At 64.2% G+C, this 16574-nt stretch carries 16 protein-coding genes; 11 read left to right on the top strand and 5 right to left on the bottom strand.

Translation table 11 applies throughout. The features are described from left to right. Window positions 1-11 precede the first annotated feature (11 nt). From Q1M04_RS03355 to topA, 4 genes are all read left to right on the top strand, one after another. Window positions 12-1298 (top strand): folylpolyglutamate synthase/dihydrofolate synthase family protein, encoded by a 1287-nt coding sequence (locus Q1M04_RS03355; RefSeq protein ID WP_297997169.1) that lies wholly within the window; start codon window positions 12-14, stop codon window positions 1296-1298. A gap of 224 nt (window positions 1299-1522) precedes the next feature. After that, entirely contained in the window at window positions 1523-2305 is a 783-nt protein-coding gene (locus Q1M04_RS03350; protein WP_297997167.1) for an RNA methyltransferase, read from the top strand. Between the two features lie 70 nt (window positions 2306-2375). Further along, window positions 2376-3569, top strand: coding sequence for a DNA-processing protein DprA (gene dprA, locus Q1M04_RS03345; RefSeq protein ID WP_297997165.1), 1194 nt, complete (start codon window positions 2376-2378; stop codon window positions 3567-3569). Window positions 3570-3618: 49 nt separating this feature from the next. Beyond that, window positions 3619-5937, top strand: a complete 2319-nt coding sequence (topA, locus tag Q1M04_RS03340) for a type I DNA topoisomerase (protein ID WP_297997163.1) — start codon at window positions 3619-3621, stop codon at window positions 5935-5937. On the opposite strand, the gene Q1M04_RS03335 is transcribed toward topA, so the two are convergent. Continuing rightward, the gene (locus Q1M04_RS03335) at window positions 5934-6182 is read right to left on the bottom strand and encodes a hypothetical protein (RefSeq protein WP_295754712.1); all 249 of its coding nucleotides are present in this window, start codon (window positions 6180-6182) and stop codon (window positions 5934-5936) included. The two genes, topA and Q1M04_RS03335, sit on opposite strands and share 4 nt — an antisense overlap. A gap of 73 nt (window positions 6183-6255) precedes the next feature. On the opposite strand from Q1M04_RS03335, the gene Q1M04_RS03330 reads away from it, so the two are divergent. The 5 genes from Q1M04_RS03330 to rnc all read left to right on the top strand — a co-directional run bounded on the left by Q1M04_RS03330 (window position 6256) and on the right by rnc (window position 10301). Further along, complete coding sequence (locus Q1M04_RS03330) at window positions 6256-6495, top strand: helix-turn-helix domain-containing protein (RefSeq protein WP_297997160.1); 240 nt, start codon at window positions 6256-6258, stop codon at window positions 6493-6495. 329 nt (window positions 6496-6824) lie between these two features. Continuing rightward, window positions 6825-8132, top strand: coding sequence for a methylenetetrahydrofolate--tRNA-(uracil(54)-C(5))-methyltransferase (FADH(2)-oxidizing) TrmFO (gene trmFO, locus Q1M04_RS03325; RefSeq protein WP_297997158.1), 1308 nt, complete (start codon window positions 6825-6827; stop codon window positions 8130-8132). 29 nt (window positions 8133-8161) lie between these two features. Then, window positions 8162-9208 (top strand): phosphate acyltransferase PlsX, encoded by a 1047-nt coding sequence (plsX, locus tag Q1M04_RS03320; RefSeq protein WP_297997156.1) that lies wholly within the window; start codon window positions 8162-8164, stop codon window positions 9206-9208. Between the two features lie 85 nt (window positions 9209-9293). Continuing rightward, complete coding sequence (gene acpP / locus Q1M04_RS03315; protein ID WP_204790026.1) at window positions 9294-9542, top strand: acyl carrier protein; 249 nt, start codon at window positions 9294-9296, stop codon at window positions 9540-9542. Between the two features lie 78 nt (window positions 9543-9620). Continuing rightward, window positions 9621-10301: a ribonuclease III gene (gene rnc / locus Q1M04_RS03310; protein WP_293279771.1), complete on the top strand. Its 681-nt coding sequence runs from the start codon at window positions 9621-9623 to the stop codon at window positions 10299-10301. Window positions 10302-10385: 84 nt separating this feature from the next. Here the strand turns inward: rnc and gpr are convergent, their stop codons facing one another. Then, complete coding sequence (gpr, locus tag Q1M04_RS03305) at window positions 10386-11282, bottom strand: GPR endopeptidase (RefSeq protein WP_293279772.1); 897 nt, start codon at window positions 11280-11282, stop codon at window positions 10386-10388. 82 nt (window positions 11283-11364) lie between these two features. Beyond that, window positions 11365-11880 carry an SLOG family protein gene (locus Q1M04_RS03300; protein WP_297997153.1) on the bottom strand — a complete coding sequence of 172 codons (516 nt, stop codon included), beginning with the start codon at window positions 11878-11880 and terminating at the stop codon, window positions 11365-11367. A 187-nt stretch (window positions 11881-12067) separates the two neighbouring features. Between Q1M04_RS03300 and Q1M04_RS03295 the strand changes: the two genes are divergently transcribed. Continuing rightward, complete coding sequence (locus tag Q1M04_RS03295; protein WP_204790022.1) at window positions 12068-12535, top strand: 8-oxo-dGTP diphosphatase; 468 nt, start codon at window positions 12068-12070, stop codon at window positions 12533-12535. Window positions 12536-12569: 34 nt separating this feature from the next. On the opposite strand, the gene Q1M04_RS03290 is transcribed toward Q1M04_RS03295, so the two are convergent. Both Q1M04_RS03290 and Q1M04_RS03285 read right to left on the bottom strand, forming a co-directional pair. Further along, entirely contained in the window at window positions 12570-13175 is a 606-nt protein-coding gene (locus Q1M04_RS03290; RefSeq protein ID WP_297293933.1) for a sugar O-acetyltransferase, read from the bottom strand. A 173-nt stretch (window positions 13176-13348) separates the two neighbouring features. After that, a complete protein-coding gene (locus Q1M04_RS03285) occupies window positions 13349-14899 on the bottom strand; it encodes a sodium-dependent transporter (protein ID WP_297997150.1) in 1551 nt (516 codons plus the stop codon). A 259-nt stretch (window positions 14900-15158) separates the two neighbouring features. Here Q1M04_RS03285 and Q1M04_RS03280 point away from each other — a divergent pair, with 259 nt between their 5' ends. Then, window positions 15159-16562, top strand: a complete 1404-nt coding sequence (locus tag Q1M04_RS03280; RefSeq protein WP_297997148.1) for a GNAT family N-acetyltransferase — start codon at window positions 15159-15161, stop codon at window positions 16560-16562. The last annotated feature ends 12 nt before the right edge of the window (window positions 16563-16574 follow it).

Here is a 16574-nt window from a genome sequence, read left to right as displayed (position 1 = left end):
GAGGCGGCGCCATGACGGGAGAAGAGGCCGTGGCCTACGTCTGGTCCCACGGCTGGGAGGCTCATGCCCCGGGCCTGGACCGTATCCGGGAGCTGCTGCGCCGCCTGGGGGACCCCCAGAAGGGGCTGAGATTTATCCACGCGGCGGGCACCAACGGCAAGGGCAGCGTCTGCGCCTGTCTCGCCTCCGTGCTGGAGGCGGCGGGATATCGGGTGGGGCTGAACACGTCCCCCCATCTGGAACGCTTTCATGAGCGCATTCGGGTGAACGGGGAGGAGATTTCCGATGAAGCCCTTGGGGCGGTGATGGACCGGGTCCGCCCTGCGGCGGAGGCCATGGCGGAGCACCCCACGGAGTTCGAGCTGATCACCGCCGCCGCCCTCCTGCACTTTCAAGAGCAGGTCTGTGATATCGTGGTCCTGGAGACCGGCCTGGGCGGGGCCCTGGACGCCTCCAACGTCATCGAGACTCCGGAGCTGGCAGTCCTCACCGCCATGGGCATGGATCACGCCGCCATTCTGGGCCCCACCCTTCGGGACATCGCCGCCGCCAAGGCGGGGATTATCAAGCCGGGCGGGACCGTGGTCAGCCGGGGGGGCTGTCCCGAGGCGGACGAGGTGTTTCGCCAGGTCTGCCAAGAGCGGGGGGCGGACTTGACGGAGCTGGACCTCTCCCGGCTGCGGGTCCGGCGGCTAGACCTGGAGGGCGCGGTTTTCGACTTCGCCCCCTGGGAGAACCTGACCATCCCCCTGGCAGGGGCCTATCAGGCGGAGAACGCCGCCCTGGCCCTGACGGCCCTGGAGGCCTTGAAGAAAAAGGGATGGAGCATCCCGGAGGAGGCCGTCCGCCAAGGGCTGGCGGCGGTCCGCTGGCCGGGGCGCTTTGAGGTCCTGGGGAAACGCCCCGTTTTCCTCCTGGACGGCGCCCACAACGCCCACGGCATGCGCGCGGCGGCGGAGAGCCTGCGGGCCCTCTTTCCCGGGAAACGACTGACCTTCCTCCTGGGCGTCCTGGCGGACAAGGACGCCGGGGAGATGCTGGATCTGCTGGCCCCCCTGGCGGAGCGGGCCTTTGTCCTCCGGCCCGACAGCCCCCGGGCCATGGACCCGGCGGCGCTGTGCGCCCTTCTGGCCAAGCGCGGGGTGGAAGCCCGGCCCTGCGTTTCGGTAGAAGAGGGGCTGAACGCCGCCCTGGCGGCGGCGGGGGAGGCAATCTGCGCCCTGGGTTCCTTGTACCTCTGCGGCGAGGTGCGCGCGGCTTATACCGGGAAATTCCCGCCGCCGGGGACATGCCGCTGAACGAAGAAGCCTGAACAAGAAGCAGGTCCGCCGGGCGGGCCTGCCCTTGTTTTATGGAAGGAAAATTCTGCCATTTCTCAGAAAACAAGGGAAGAAAGCCCGCCTGACGGCTTGACAAGCCCGGCGGATCCCTTTATGATAAGAAAGAATCTACATTTTGCCGCGGCGACGGGGGTGGATTTCCGTCACTATGCCGGTACCGGCAGGAGAGGAGGCGCACCGTTATGGAGACCATCACCAGCAAGTCAAATCCCCTGTGCGTCCATCTGCGGAAGCTGGCCTCCTCCCGTTCCTACCGCGAGGAAACGGGAGAATTTTTGTGCGACAGCCCCAAGCTCCTCCAGGAGGCGGCGCTGTGGGGCGCGCCCATCACGGCGCTGCTGTACACCCAGGGAGCGGCGCTGCCCCCTGGGCTGGAAGGGCGGGTTCCCCGGATGGCGGAGGTCAGCGAGAGCGTCATGCGCTCCGTCAGCCCCATGGAAACCCCCCAGGGGGCCGTTTTTTCCTGCCGGTCCCCGGGCTGTGCCCCGCCGGAGCGGCTGGGGCCCGGCGCGGGGGGGCGGCTGCGCTTCCTGGTGCTGGACGGGGTGCAGGACCCCGGCAATGTGGGCACCATCCTTCGGACGGCGGACGCCTTCGGGGCACGGGTGATCGTGCTCCCCGGCTGCGCCGACCTCCATAATCCCAAAACCCTCCGGGCGGGAATGGGAGTCCATTTCCGTACCGAGATCTACCGCTGTACCCTGGAGGAGCTGACGGCTCTTTTGAAAGAGGCGGGCCTGCCCCTCTACGGCGCGGCCCTGCGGGAGGACACGGCGGATGTGCGGGAGGTGGATCTCCGCCGCTGTGCCATGGCCGTGGGCAGCGAGGGCCGGGGCCTCTCGGCGGCGGTGCTGGCGGCCTGTGACAAGACCGTCCGCATCCCCATGGACCCCCGGTGCGAGTCCTTGAACGCCGCCTCGGCGGCCTCGGTGCTGCTGTGGGAGGCGGCCCGGGGAGAATATTAAAAATTTGACGCTTGCAATTTGCTTCTATTTAATATAGTATAAAGAACCTTGGAAAAAGGAGGGGCGGGATATGCTGAAATATTGGGTGTGGCTGGCAGAGCTTCCGAGGCTGAAGGGCCCCTTCCGGCTGGCGCTTCTGCGGCACTTCGGTTCGCCGGAGGATATTTTCTTCGCCGACCGGGAGGAGCTGCTGCTGGCGGAGGATGTGCCCCCGGGCCAGGCGGAACTGGCCTTGAACCGGGACCTTTCCGCCGCAGACCGTATTTTGGCGGACTGCCAGCGCTTAGGCCAGCGGATTTTGACCATTCAGGACGCGGAGTATCCCCAGCGTCTGCGGAACATCTTCGACCCGCCCCTGGTGCTCTACGTCAAGGGCCGGATGCCCGCAATTGATGAAGAGGCGGCCATCGCCGTGGTGGGCACCCGGGAGTGTACGCCCTACGGCGTCGCCTCTGCGGAGCGGCTGAGCCAGGAGCTGGCGGCCTCCGGCGCGGCGGTGGTGACGGGCCTTGCCAAAGGCGTGGACGCCGCCGCGGCCAGAGGGGCCCTCCGGGCGGGAGGAACCGTCGTGGGCGTGACGGGCAACGGGCTGGACGTCTACTACCCCTGGGAGAGCCGGGACCTGTACGACGACGTCGCCGCCGCCGGAGTCCTGCTGTCCGAGTACCCGCCGGGCTCCGAGCCGGAGAAGCACCATTTCCCCGCCCGGAACCGGATTATGTCCGGCCTCAGTGTGGCCGCTCTGGTGGTGGAGGCCCCGGAGCGCAGCGGCGCGCTCATCACCGCCCGGCTGGCCCTGGAGCAGGGCCGGGAGGTTTACGCCGTCCCCGGTCCCATCGACGCCCCGGACAGCGTGGGCTGCAACCGCCTGATCCGGGACGGCGCGGGCCTGGCGGCGGAGGGCTGGGACATCCTCCGGGATTTCCAGGAGCGTTTCCCGGAAAAGCTGCGTCCCGCTCGGAAGCTCCCGGCCTGGACGCCCCTGCCCACCCGGCGGCGGGCCGAGCCCCGGCGGAAGCCTGCTCCGGAGCCGGAAAAAGCGCCCGCGCTCCGGGCTGTGAGCCGGGAGGGCCTGACGGACGATCAGATCGCCCTTCTTGGGGTGCTGGAGCCGGAGGGCCCCGTTCAAGTGGACGATTTAATCGAAAGCACCGGCATTCCCGCCCGGCGGGTCTCGTCGGCCCTGACCATGCTGGAGATTGACGGCTGCGTACGGCAGCATGACGGCAAGCGGTACACACGGACCGTGGCGCTGACGGAATAACGCGAATTTCATTCCCCCTCCCGCGGGGCGGGAAACAACGGAGGTAACTATGTCAAAGCAGTATCTGGTCATCGTGGAATCCCCGGCGAAGGCCAAGACCATCGGAAAGTATCTGGGGAAGGAGTACACCGTTAAGGCCTGTATGGGCCACCTGCGGGATCTGCCCAAGAGCAAGCTGGGCGTGGACCCGGAGCAGGATTTTGAGCCGGTTTACCAGCCCATCAAGGGCAAGGAAGATATCATCAAGGACCTGAAAAAATCCGCCAAGGCAGCGGACACCGTGTTTCTGGCAACCGACCCGGACCGGGAGGGGGAGGCCATCTCCTGGCACTTAAAGCACCTTCTGGACCTGCCGGACGAGAAAACCCGGCGGGTGACCTTCAACGAAATCACAAAAAAAGTGGTCCAGGAGAGCATCCAGTCCCCCCGGGCCATCGACCAGAACCTGGTGGACGCCCAGCAGGCCCGGCGCATCCTGGACCGGCTGGTGGGCTATGAGCTGAGCCCCCTCCTGTGGAAAAAGGTCCGCCGTGGCCTCTCCGCCGGGCGGGTCCAGTCCGTGGCCACCCGGATGGTGGACGACCGGGAGCGGGAAATCGAGGCCTTCCAGCCGGAGGAGTACTGGACCCTGGACGTGAACCTCCTGGGCGGCCACAAGCCCTTTGCCGCCCGCTACCACGGGAAGGACGGGAAGAAGGCGGAGCTGAAAAGCCAGGCCGAGGTGGACGCGGTGGTCCGGGAGACGGAAAACGCCGCCTTCTCGGTGAAGAGCGTGAAGCGCACCGACAAGCAGCGCAGCCCCTCGCCCCCCTTCACCACCTCCACCATGCAGCAGGAGGCCTCCCGGAAGCTGAGCATGACCCCCCGGCGGACTATGGCCATCGCCCAGCAGCTCTATGAGGGCGTAGACATCGCCGGAGAGGGCACCGTGGGCCTTATCACCTATATGCGTACCGACTCCCTGCGCCTTTCCGAGGAGGCCCTGGCGGAGGCCAAGAGCTTTATCCTGGGCCGCTACGGGGACGCCTACGCCAAAACCAACCGCTATAAGGCCAAGGCCAATGCCCAGGACGCCCACGAGGCCATCCGCCCCAGCAACGTCCGCTGGACCCCGGAGGATTTGAAAGCCGACCTCACCGGGGAGCAGTACCGGCTCTACCGCCTGATTTGGAGCCGCTTTGTGGCCTGCCAGATGTCCAACGCCGTGTACGACAGCGTGTCCGTGGAGATCGAGGCCAGCCGCCACGACTTCCGGGCCAGTTCCTCCAGCCTGAAATTCGCGGGTTACACCGCCGTTTATGAAGAAGGCAAGGACGAGGAGAAGGAGGAGAAGGAATCTCCCCTGCCGGAGCTCCAGGAGGGGGACGCCCTGGAGCTGAAGGACTTCGCCCCCAGCCAGCACTTCACCCAGCCCCCCGCCCGGTATACCGACGCGTCCCTCATCCGGGCCATGGAGGAGCAGGGCATCGGCCGGCCCTCCACCTACGCCCCCACCGTGTCCACGATCCTGGACCGGATGTATGTAGAAAAAGAGGGCAAGTATTTAAAAATCACCAACCTGGGCCGGGTGGTGACGGAGCTGATGAAGGATAAGTTCACCGACATCGCCGATCTGAAATTCACCGCCCACATGGAGGAGAAGCTGGACTCCGTGGAGGGGGGGAGCATCCCCTGGAAGGGGGTCCTGCGGGACTTCTACGGGGACTTCGACAAGAACCTCAAGCAGGCGGAGCAGGACCTGGAGGGCGTGCGCATCAAGGTGCCCGACGAGGTGTCCACGGAAGTGTGCCCCGAGTGCGGGCGGAACCTGGTGGTGAAAATGGGCCGGTTCGGACGCTTCCTGGCCTGTCCCGGCTTCCCGGATTGCAGCTTCACCATGCCCCTGGTGGTGGAGATGCCGGGCCGCTGTCCCAAGTGCGGCGGGCGGCTGATGAAGCGGACGGGCAAGAGCAAGAAAAACGGGAAGCAGTACACCTACTACTGCTGTGAGCACACCACCAGCAAGGTGGAGGCGGAAAAATGCGACTTCATGACCTGGGACGTGCCGGTAAAGGACGACTGCCCGGCCTGTGGGCAGACCATGTTCAAGAAAGCGGGCAAGGGAGCCCGGAAGCCCTTCTGCATCAACCCGGCGTGCTCCAACTTCCTGCCGGAGGATAAGCGGGGCTATCCCCGCTTCGCCGCCCGGAAGGAGGGGGAGGAGCCCCCCGCGGCGGAGGAGGCGCCGGAGAAGCCCGCCGCCAAAAAGGCCGGGAAAACGGCCTCCGCCAAGAAACCGGCGGCGAAAACCGCGAAAGCCTCCACGGCGAAGAAACCCGCGGCGAAGAAACCCGCCGCGAAGAAACCCGAGACGCCGGAGGAGGGCTAAGAGAGCTCTTTCGCGGCGGCGAAAGCGGCCTGGAACATGGCTTCCTGCTCCATGAGGGCGCGGGCGTTCAAGGCAAGGACGTACTGCTGGAGGATCGCCTGGAAGCACTCCGGCAGGGCGGCGGACAGCGCGCCGTAGAGCTGGGCAAGCTCGGCGGCGTAGGCGTCCCGCTCGAAGCCGTCTATGTAGCGGTCCAGAGCGTAGGCACGGAGATCGTCGCAGATGGTTTGCATTAAGGGTGACATGGGGTTGCCTCCAATCTGAAACTTAGTTGCATATTATTATATATGCAACTAAGTTGCCTGTCAAGAGGAAATTATGGAGATTTTTGCAAAGCGGCTCAAAGGATTGCGAAAAGAGAAGAAACAGACTCAGGCACAGATGGCAGACTATCTGCAATGCAGTTTGCGGGCCTATCAGTATTATGAATCCGCAACACATTATCCTGAGATCCCCGATTTGTTGAAGCTGGCCGATTTCTTTGGAGTGTCTACCGATTATTTGTTGGGAAGGTCCCAAGAGAGATCGGTGGAAACCTGGGGGAGGGCGGACACATAGGTCCGCCCCTACAGGTCCGTTTATCGGAGCATCAGCGGCAGCGAAAAGAGAAGGACAGGCCTTTCGACAACCACCAAAACCCCCGCTAAGGCTACGCCGCGGGCTGGAGACATTCGTAAAAAACGGAAGCACGCCTTGCGCGTCCCCCGTCCTTCGTCCCCCCGCAGGGGCGATACTTCTTTTTCTCTTTTGGACCGTGCACGGCCCGTTTTCTCGTTTTCTTCTGGAAGAAAAAGAGAAAATGGGGGGTGCAATGAACCAGCCATCGCTGGTATCCACCCCCCCCGCCCGAAGGGCGAGTACAACCCCCCACCTAGGAGGTGACCCCCATGCAGGTAACCGTAATCGGCGCCGGCCTGGCCGGCAGCGAATGCGCCTGGCAGCTTGCCAAACGAGGCGTCAGCGTGACCCTCCGCGAGATGAAGCCCGAAAAAAAGACCCCTGCCCATGAGACGGCGTACTTCGCGGAGCTCTGCTGCTCCAACTCCCTGCGGAGCGACCAGCTGGAAAACGCCGTAGGCCTTCTCAAGGAGGAGCTCCGCCGCCTGGACTCCCTGATTTTGTCCTGTGCCGACGCCACCCGCGTCGAGGCCGGAGGGGCTCTGGCGGTGGACCGCCACGGCTTCGCCCGGCTGGTGACGGAGCGGATCGCGGAACATCCCAACATCACCGTGGTCCCCGGGGAGGTCACCGAGCTCCCCGAGGGCGAGGTGGTGATTGCCTCCGGCCCCCTGACCTCCGACGCCCTGGCAGAACGCCTCCAGGCTTTGCTGGGGGACGATTCGGCCCTCCACTTCTACGACGCGGCGGCCCCCCTGGTCTCCGCCGAGAGCATCGACATGGAAAAGGCCTGGATGGGCTCCCGCTATGACCGGGGCACCGCCGACTACGTGAATTGCCCCATGTCCGAGGAGGAGTACGAGGCCTTCTGGCAGGCCCTTACCACCGCCCGGGAGGCGGAGGTCCACGGCTTCGAGGACCAGAAGGTCTTCGAGGGCTGCATGCCCGTGGAGGTCATGGCCCGGCGGGGCCGGGAGACCCTTTGCTACGGGCCCTTGAAGCCCCGGGGCCTGACGGACCCCAGGACGGGGAAGGAGCCCTATGCCGTGGTCCAGCTGCGGCGGGACAACCGGGAGGGCAGCGTCTATAACCTGGTGGGCTTCCAGACCCATCTGCGCTTCCCGGAACAGCGGCGGGTGTTCTCCATGATCCCCGCCCTCCACGACGCGGAATTCCTCCGCTACGGGGTGATGCACCGGAACACGTTTTTAAACTCCCCCCGGCTTCTGGACCGCTATTACCGCCTCAAGGCGGAGCCCCGCATCTCCTTCGCCGGGCAGATGACCGGGGTGGAGGGGTATGTCGAATCCGCCGCCAGCGGCTTCCTGGCGGGGGTGGAGACGGCCCGGCGGCTCCGGGGGCTGCCCCCGGTGGACTTCCCCCAGGAAACCGCCATCGGGGCCCTGGGGCTGTATGTCTCCAACCAATCCGTGGTGGCTTTCCAGCCCATGAACATCAACTTCGGCATCATGCCGCCCCTGGGCCGCCGGGTCAAGGGGAAGCGGAACAAGAACGCGGAGCTCAGCCGCCGGTCCCTGGACATCATAGAGAAGCTGCGGGAGACCGTGCTGGAATAAACAGAAACGACTCAGGGGAGGGTTCAAGCATGAAAATCATCGTGGACGCTATGGGAGGAGACAACGCCCCCCTGGCCCTGGTTCAGGGGGCCCTGGAGGCCCATAAGGAATACGGGACCAACGTGATCCTGGTGGGCCGGATGGCGGATATCCTGAAGGCCGTGGAGCAGTGCGGGGAGAAGAATCTCCCCTCCGGCGTGGAGATCCGGGACGCCGCGGAGGTGGTGGAGATCGCCGACGACCCCGCCACGGCCTTCAAGAAGAAGAAAGACTCCTCCCTGACGGTGGGCCTGAACCTGCTGAAAAACGGGGAGGGGGACGCCTTTGTCTCCGCCGGGTCCACGGGGGCCCTGCTGGCGGGAGCCACGCTGGTGGTCAAGCGCATCCGGGGCGTCCGCCGGGCGGCCATGGGGCCCGTCCTGCCCACGGCGGAGGGGCGGATGCTCCTGTGCGACTGCGGGGCCAACGCCGAGTGCACGCCGGAATACCTGCTCCAGTTCGCCTACCTGGGGAATTACTACGCCAAGCGGGTGCTGGGGGTGGAGCGGCCCCGGGTGGCCCTGCTGAACATCGGCGCGGAGGCGGAGAAGGGGGACGGCCTCCGGCAGGAGGCCCGCGCCCTGCTGGCCCAGGCGGCGGAGGCCGGGCGGCTGAACTTTGTGGGGAACCTGGAGGCCAGCGACGCCATGCTGGGCGGGGCGGACGTGCTGGTGGCCGACGGCTTCACCGGAAACGTCATGCTGAAGTCCCTGGAGGGCACCGCCAAGTTCCTTTTGAAGGAATTGAAGAAGGTGTTCCTCTCCAGCATGAAGACCAAGATCGCCGCGGGGCTGGTGAAGGGGGACCTGGCGGAGATGAAAAAGCTGCTGGACCCCAGCGAGGTGGGGGGGACCCCCTTCCTGGGCATTTCCAAGCCCGTCATCAAGGCCCACGGCTCCTCGGACGCCCGGGCCATCCGCAACGCCATCCTCCGGGCGGAGGAATACGCCGCCAGCGGCTTCATCGCCGACGTGGAGGAGAACATCGAATTGATGAAAGTTGGAACAAACAGGCAAAATTTGCCGGATGCCCCTTGACAGCACGGCGGCTGTTGCCGTATGATAGGCTTCATGAAAGGGCTGTTGTTTCAAGGCAGTCAAGTCTATAAGGAGTGAAACGGCAATGTCAAACGAAGAGATCTTAAGCGTACTTCGGGGACTGGTGGCGGAGCAGTTCGCCAAGGAACCCGAGGAGATCAACATGGACACCGCCTTTGAAGGAGATCTGGGCGCGGACTCCGTGGACCTGGTGGAGCTGGTCATGGCCATGGAGGAGGAATTCGAGGTCGGCGAGATCGAGGAAGAGGAGCTCTCCTCCCTCAAGACCGTGGGCGACGCGGTGAACTACCTGGCGGGTAAGCTGAATAAGTAAAAAGCGCGCCTTGGAAAGCAGGCGCGGAGGAAGCCCGCCCCGTGCCCCTGCGGGGCGTCCTTTCAGAGAGGACCGGACATGCAGGAACTGGAGAAAAAACTGGATTACGTTTTCCGGGACAAGGCGCTGCTGGAGGAGGCCCTGTGCCACAGCTCCTACGCCAACGAGCACCGGGCGGACCACCTGTCCAGCAACGAGCGCCTGGAGTTCCTGGGGGATTCGGTACTGGGCTTCGTGACGGCGGAATTTCTCTTCGCCCAGCACCCGGACCTGCCGGAGGGGGACCTGACCCGCATCCGGGCGGCCCTGGTGTGTGAGCAGAGCCTCTATGAGGTGGCCCGAAAGCTGAACCTGGGGGCCTATCTGCGCCTGGGCCGGGGCGAGGAGTCCGGCGGCGGCCGGACCCGGACCTCCATCCTGGCGGACGCCACGGAGGCGGTCTTCGCCGCGGTCTATCTGGACGGGGGCATCGCCGCCGCCTCGGCGCTGATTCACCGCTGCGTGCTGGACGCGGAGCGGGAAGAGGTAGTGGAGGAGCGCCGCCGGGACTACAAGACGGCCCTCCAGGAGCTGGTCCAGCGCCAGGCGGACCAGGTGCTCTCCTACCGCATGGTGGGGGAGCGGGGCCCGGATCACGCCAAGACCTTCGCCGCGGAGGTGCTGCTGAACGGCGCACCCATCGGCTCCGGCTCCGGCCACAGCAAGAAGGAGGCCGAGCAGGCCGCCGCCCGCAGCGCGTTGGAGGGCCTTTCTGAATAAGAAGACATCCCCGGCGGAAGTTTCCGCCGGGGATGCTCCTGTCTATGGGCGGAAAAGAACGCGCCTCATCGTTTCAGAAAAGCGTCAGGCCAGCAGGGCGTTGATCTCCTCGATCTCCAGGTCCTGAAGGGCCCAGTTCACGCCGTAGCCCACCACCTTGCTCAGCTCCCGGACCTGCTGGTCCACGTCCCGGGTGGTCACCGTCAGGGGATTTTTCCCATGGCGGAGCCGGGTCTCGTCCAGCTCGGCGACGCCCGACTCCTCCAGCAGATCCGCCGCCAGGGTGGCGGCGTCCACCACCGTGGGCACGCCGACGGCGAAGACCGGCACGCCCAGAGTCTCTTTGTTCAGCGCCGCCCGGTGGTTCCCCACGCCGGAGCCGGGGACGATGCCCGTGTCCGAGAGCTGCACCGTGGTGCACATCCGGCCCACCCGCCGGGCGGCCAGAGCGTCGATGGCGATGACCAGGGAAGGCTTCACCTGTGCCACCAGGCCCCGGACGGCCTCGGCGGACTCCACGCCGGTGGTGCCCAGCACCCCGGCCCGGAACACCGCCACGGGCCGGAACCCGGCGAAGTGCTTGGGGCTGGCGGCGATGAGGTGCCGGGTGACCAGCACGCTGTCCGCCGCCAGGGGGCCCACGGCGTCCGGGGTCATGGCGGCGTTCCCCAGGCCCACGATGAGGGCGGGGCCCTTTTCGGGGAGCATGGCCTTCAACTGGGACCCCACGGCCCGGACGGCCCGCTCAAAAAAGTCCGGCTTCCGCTGCCAGAAGCTGGTCAGGTCGATGGTGAGATAGGTCCCCTGGGGCTTTCCCAGGGCCTCCTCCCCCCGCCGGTCCAGGATATCCACCCGGGTGACGGGGTAGCCCTCCTCCTTGGACTTCGTGGCCTTTACGCCGGAGAGCCGGGTGGTCTTCTCCGTGGACTCCTGCCAGAGCTCCCGGGCCTCCAGGGCCAGATCGGTGCGCTTTGCAAACATAGGACCGCCTCCCAAACCGAAAATGATCGGCCTTAGGTTTTGCGCAGAGAGGCGAAATATGCGGAAAGAGCCTTGAAAAAATTCAAGGCTCCTTCAAAATTAAGGGCAGGTCCACGATGGGGACCCGGCGGCTCATGGCGTACTGCATAGTGTACCGGGTGCCGCCGGGGGTGCCGTCAAAGGCGGCGATGAGCAGGGAGGAATGGTCCACCATGTAGCGGTCCCGCCGCTGCATGCAATAGGGCGTGTACTTGGCGGAGACCAGGGTCTCGAAGTCGCAGGCTTCCACCAGCCTTTTGTACCGCTCCCGCTGGTCCGGGGCCCAGGCGTCCGCCTGGGTGGGGCAGGGGACGGCGGCCTCTACCGTCACATCCGGGCGCCGATCCCGGAGGGCCAGGACCGTCTCGCAGAAATAGAGGTCGCAGCCCAGGGCCATGCCGCAGAGGAAGTGGCGGTGGCCCTCCTCATAGGCGGTCTCCACCGCGGCGGCGATGCGCCGTTTCAGGGAGAGGCACCGGGGGTCCGCCTCGTCGTAGCGCCAGGGCAGCTTCTCGGGGCGGTGGCCGGTGAAGCAGCAGCTGATTTGTCTGGACCGCATGGGGAGGCCTCCTTTCCCGGCAAAGTGATGGAATCATTATAGAACATTCGTTCTGAAATGTAAAGCCTTTTCTTTTCCGGCCGGGAGGAGTATAATGAATTTTAGAGCAGCACCCAAAAATCATGAGAAACGTTCAGCGGTCCAGGAATCGCAGGGCCGCGCTGCCGCGGGAAGGAGAGGACGGCACATGCTGTATTCCACCTTGTGCTATCTGGAGCGGGGAGACGAGTACCTGATGCTCCACCGGGTGAAGAAGGAGCACGACGTGAACCAGGGGAAATGGATCGGCGTGGGGGGGAAGTTTCAAGACAGAGAGAGCCCCGAGGACTGCGTCCTCCGGGAGTGCTTTGAGGAGACGGGCCTGACTTTGACGGACTACCGCTACCGGGGGCTGGTGACCTTTGTCTCCGACCAGGCCCCCACGGAGTACATGCACCTTTTCACCGCCTCCGCCTGGACCGGAACGCCCCACCCCTGCGACGAGGGGGAGCTTCAATGGATCAAGAAGGCGGACCTCCTGTCTCTGCCCCTGTGGGAGGGGGACAAGATCTTCCTCCGCCTCCTGGAGGAGGACGCACCCTTTTTCTCCCTCAAGCTCCGCTACGAAGGGGACAAGCTGGCCGGGGCAGCGCTGAACGGGAAGCCCCTGAACTGAGAAAGCCGCCCCTTTCGGAGCGGCTTGAAAGTCCTCAGGCCCCCCGGTGTTCCCGGAGGGCGGCTTCCCACTTCTCCCGGTCCGCCTCCGTCAGGGGGCGGATCACCCGGCAGGGATTTCCTCCGGCCACCACCCGGGGCGGGATGTCCCGGTTAACGATGGACCCGGCGGCGATGACTGCCCCTTCCCCGATGGTCACCCCGGGGAGGATCACCACGTTGCCCCCAATCCACACGTTGTCCTCAATGGTGACGGGGCGGCCGTATTCCAGATCCGTGTTCCGCACCTCCGGCACCATGGGGTGGTTCACCGTGTAGATGCAGACCCGGGGGGCGATGTAAACCCGGCTGCCGATGGTGATGGGGGCGATGTCCAGGAAGATGCAGTCGTAGTTGGCGAAGAAATAGTCCCCCACGGAAATCTGGGTGCCGTAGTCGCAGTGGAAGCTGGACTCCACCCAGGCGTCCTTCCCGGCGCGGCCGAAGAGCTCCCGGATGGTACTGTCCCGGCCCTGGAAATCATCCGGGGCCAGGGCGTTCAGCCGGTGGCAGAGCCGCTTGGCCCGCATCCGGGCCTCCGTCAGCTCCGGGTCCGGGGGATAATAGAGCTTTCCCGCCAGGCGCTTTTCCTGTTCGGTCATAGAGATCCCCTCCTGCAAGATTATTTGGGCCATTATAACAGAGCCGGGGAGGGCGGTCAAGAAGGGCTTGCAATTTTTGGGGGATCTGGTATAGTGATGGAAGACAAAAAACGAGCGGAGCCGAAGCTCCGCCCGTCTTGAGGCTAGGATGGTTTTTTCCGGGAAGACTGCCCTTACAGCGTCTCCTTCCGCTTGGGGGAGTTGATGGCCACCAGCCAGGACACCAGCAGGATCACCGCGCCGATGCAATAGCCGATATAGTAGACGCTCTGTCCCTGGGTCTCGGCGTCCATGGTGAAGAAGTCGCCGATCTGGCCGCCCAGGATGAAGGCCATGGCAATGGGGACAATGAATTTCAGGCAGATGTCCATGAACCGGTTCAGCCAGTGAATCTGCTCCGCGCCGTGGTGAATCTCGTCGGTGATGGGCTTGGTCCGCAGCTCCCAGCCAATCATGATGCTCATAATCAGCGCGCCGGCGGGCATGGCCAGACCCTCGGAGAAGGCGTCCATGAAGTCCAGCCAGCAGTCGTTCCAGGGGCCGACGCCAATCATCTGCTGGAAGGGGACGGGCACAAACTTGTTGCTGCCCAGGCCGTCCAGGGCCACAATGGCGGCCTCCACCATGATGGCGGCGCACACCCAGAACACGGTCTTGGAGCGGTTGCCCTGCTTGCCCTTGCTCTCCGCGTGGTCCAGCAGGAAGGTGACGACCACCTCGATCAGGGCGATGGCGGAGGAAATGGCGGCCACCAGCACGAACAGGTAGAAGATCACGCCGAACAGGGGGCCGATGGCGCCCATGGCCTGGAACACGTCCTGAAGGGTGATGAACAGCAGCTTGGGACCGCTGAGGGTGGCGCTGGGGCCGTAGGTTGCCACGGCGGCGGGAATGACGGCGATGCCCGCCATGATGGCCACCAGGGTGTCCGCAAAGACCACCACCACAGAGTTCTTTACGATGTTCTGGGATTTTTTCATATAGGAGCCGTAGGTGATGGTGATGCCCATGGCCAGGGACAACGAGAAGAACATCTGTCCGCCCGCCGTAGCCAGGACGGAGATGATGCTGGGCGCCTCCTCAATGAAGCCTGCCTGCACCGCGTAGCCGGGGAGGAACATGAATTTCAGGCCCTCCGCCGCTCCGGGCAGGGTGACGGAACGGATGATGATGATGACCAGCATCACGAACAGGGCGGGCATGCCCACGTTGTTGAACTTCTCAATGCCCCCGGAGATGCCGCCCCGGTTGATGAGATAGCAGAGGATCATGAACAGGAAGGTGAACATGACGCAGCCGAAAGGATTGGTCAGCATGGCGCTGAACAGGTCCGACCCGGTTTTGATCTCCGCACCGGCGAAAGCCAGGTTGCTCAGGTTCAGGGACATGTACTCAATGCAGTAGCCGCCCAGAACCGTGTAGAAGCTCAAAATGACGAAGGGGGAGAACACCGCCAGCCAGCCCACCCACTTAAAGCGCGCGGACAGGGCGTGGTATGCGCCGATGGTGCCCTTGCCGGTTTTCCGGCCCATGGCCAGCTCGCTCATCATAATGCTGAAGCCCACGAAGATGGCCAGCAGCAGATAGATGACCAGGAAGGCGAAGCCGCCGGACTTGCCCATTTTGTAGGGGAATCCCCAGATGTTGCCCAGACCCACGGCGGAGCCGATGGCAGCCATCAGGAAGCCTAAGTTGCTTCCCCACGAACCTCTCTCATTTTCCACAAAAAAACCTCCTCTTATCGGTAATTATTAACAAATATACTATACCCGAATCCATTCGTCAAGAAAAAATACAAAAAAAATTCACAAAATGTTTTTACTAGATGGAAAGCTGTCCATTTCACGCTTTGACGTGGCATGGTTTTCTATACAATACGCACAAAATACGGCTGTGTATGATGCTTATGCAACAGTTTAAATCCGCGCGGCGTGGTAAGCTTTTTCATGGCGTCATGACAAACGAACACTAAGGATGGGACTTATGCAACAGTTTAAACCGGTGACCAAACAGGACGGCGCCAAGCTGCGGCGCTATTATAAGGACTGCAATTACGGCCTCTGCGAGTACTCTCTGGGGACCAAGCTCATGTGGAAGAAGGCGCTTCACCCGGCCTGGGCGGAGATCGCGGGCTGCCTCGTGGTCCGTAACCGGGACGCGGGCGGGTGGAACTTCGACTACCCGGTCCCCGGGCCGGAGGGGGACGTGGACGCGGCTCTGAGGGCCATTGAAGCCTACTGCCTGGAGGCGGGGCAGCTTCCGGTCATTTCCATGGTGCCGGAGCACAAGGCTGGGGAGCTGCTGGGCCGCTATCCCTATGTCCGGGTCAGCGATATCCGCACCTGGCGGGATTACGTGTATTACCGGGAGGACCTCCAGTATTTCACCGGGCGGCGCTACTCCGGCCAGCGGAACCACATCAAGAAATTCCGGGCCCAGTGGCCCGAGGCGGAGGTCCGCCCCCTGACGGCGGAGAACGCCGGGGCGGTGGAGCAGTTTTGGAAGGACTATGAGGCGGAATTTCCCAAGGGGGACAACGCCAAGGCCCTGGACGAGCTGAAGCTGGCGAAGAAAATGCTGAAGCTGGCGGGAAAGCCCTGGTTCACCGCCGGGGGGATGTTCGACGGGGACAAGCTCATTGCCCTGGCCCTGGCGGAGCGCTGCGGGGACACCCTCATTATCCACATTGAGAAGGCGCTGTATTCTTATACCGGCGTGTATCCCGCCTTTGTCCAGGCCTTCGCCCTGGCCTTCGGCGGAAACTGCCAGTGGATTGACCGGGAGGACGACGCGGCGGACAAGGGCCTGCGGACCTCCAAGCTCCAGTACGGCCCCGCCAAGCTGGCCCCTAAGTACCGTTTCGAGCCTATGAACGAGCTGATGCGCCACATCAAAGAGATCCCCAAGGTGGAGACGGCCCGGCTGACCCTCTCCGCCCTGACGGAAAAGGACATTCCCGCCTACAACGCCCTGGTGCTGGACCAGGAGCGGAACCGCTGGTGGGGCTATGACGACGTGGCGGGCCTGGGGGGCCCGGTGGAGGAGCGGAGCTTCTTTGACGTTGCCAGGCGGGACTTTGAAAACCATCTGGCGGTGAACTTCGCCGTCCGGCTGGAGGGAAAGCTCATCGGCGAGGCGGTGCTGTATAATTTCGACTGCCGGGGCGGCGCGGAGCTGGGCTGCCGGATTGACAAGGCCTGCGCCGGGAACGGCTACGGCGTGGAGGCCTTTACGGCGGCGGCGGAGTGGGGGCTTTACAAGCTCCACCTGGGAAGGGTTTTCGCCAAGTGCTTCAAGGAGAATCAGGCGTCCTATAAGATGCTCTCCGCCTGTATGCGGAAGCACGGGGAGGACGAGACGTTTTTCTATTTTGAGAAGCTGGTGTAAAAAAGCGGGCCC

Source organism: uncultured Oscillibacter sp. (assembly GCF_950073225.1).
Taxonomy (GTDB): domain Bacteria; phylum Bacillota; class Clostridia; order Oscillospirales; family Oscillospiraceae; genus Oscillibacter.
Note: the sequence above shows the minus strand (reverse complement) of the source record. Positions and strands in the feature narration are given on the sequence as shown.

Excerpts from the sequence above, each read along its gene's own strand:
- Q1M04_RS03355 (WP_297997169.1), top strand. The coding sequence starts at position 12 with ATGACGGGAGAAGAGGCCGTGGCCTACGTCTGGTCCCACGGCTGGGAG.
- Q1M04_RS03350 (WP_297997167.1), top strand. The coding sequence starts at position 1,523 with ATGGAGACCATCACCAGCAAGTCAAATCCCCTGTGCGTCCATCTGCGG.
- dprA (WP_297997165.1), top strand. The coding sequence starts at position 2,376 with ATGCTGAAATATTGGGTGTGGCTGGCAGAGCTTCCGAGGCTGAAGGGC.
- topA (WP_297997163.1), top strand. The coding sequence starts at position 3,619 with ATGTCAAAGCAGTATCTGGTCATCGTGGAATCCCCGGCGAAGGCCAAG.
- Q1M04_RS03335 (WP_295754712.1), bottom strand. The coding sequence starts at position 6,182 with ATGTCACCCTTAATGCAAACCATCTGCGACGATCTCCGTGCCTACGCT.
- Q1M04_RS03330 (WP_297997160.1), top strand. The coding sequence starts at position 6,256 with ATGGAGATTTTTGCAAAGCGGCTCAAAGGATTGCGAAAAGAGAAGAAA.
- trmFO (WP_297997158.1), top strand. The coding sequence starts at position 6,825 with ATGCAGGTAACCGTAATCGGCGCCGGCCTGGCCGGCAGCGAATGCGCC.
- plsX (WP_297997156.1), top strand. The coding sequence starts at position 8,162 with ATGAAAATCATCGTGGACGCTATGGGAGGAGACAACGCCCCCCTGGCC.
- acpP (WP_204790026.1), top strand. The coding sequence starts at position 9,294 with ATGTCAAACGAAGAGATCTTAAGCGTACTTCGGGGACTGGTGGCGGAG.
- rnc (WP_293279771.1), top strand. The coding sequence starts at position 9,621 with ATGCAGGAACTGGAGAAAAAACTGGATTACGTTTTCCGGGACAAGGCG.
- gpr (WP_293279772.1), bottom strand. The coding sequence starts at position 11,282 with ATGTTTGCAAAGCGCACCGATCTGGCCCTGGAGGCCCGGGAGCTCTGG.
- Q1M04_RS03300 (WP_297997153.1), bottom strand. The coding sequence starts at position 11,880 with ATGCGGTCCAGACAAATCAGCTGCTGCTTCACCGGCCACCGCCCCGAG.
- Q1M04_RS03295 (WP_204790022.1), top strand. The coding sequence starts at position 12,068 with ATGCTGTATTCCACCTTGTGCTATCTGGAGCGGGGAGACGAGTACCTG.
- Q1M04_RS03290 (WP_297293933.1), bottom strand. The coding sequence starts at position 13,175 with ATGACCGAACAGGAAAAGCGCCTGGCGGGAAAGCTCTATTATCCCCCG.
- Q1M04_RS03280 (WP_297997148.1), top strand. The coding sequence starts at position 15,159 with ATGCAACAGTTTAAACCGGTGACCAAACAGGACGGCGCCAAGCTGCGG.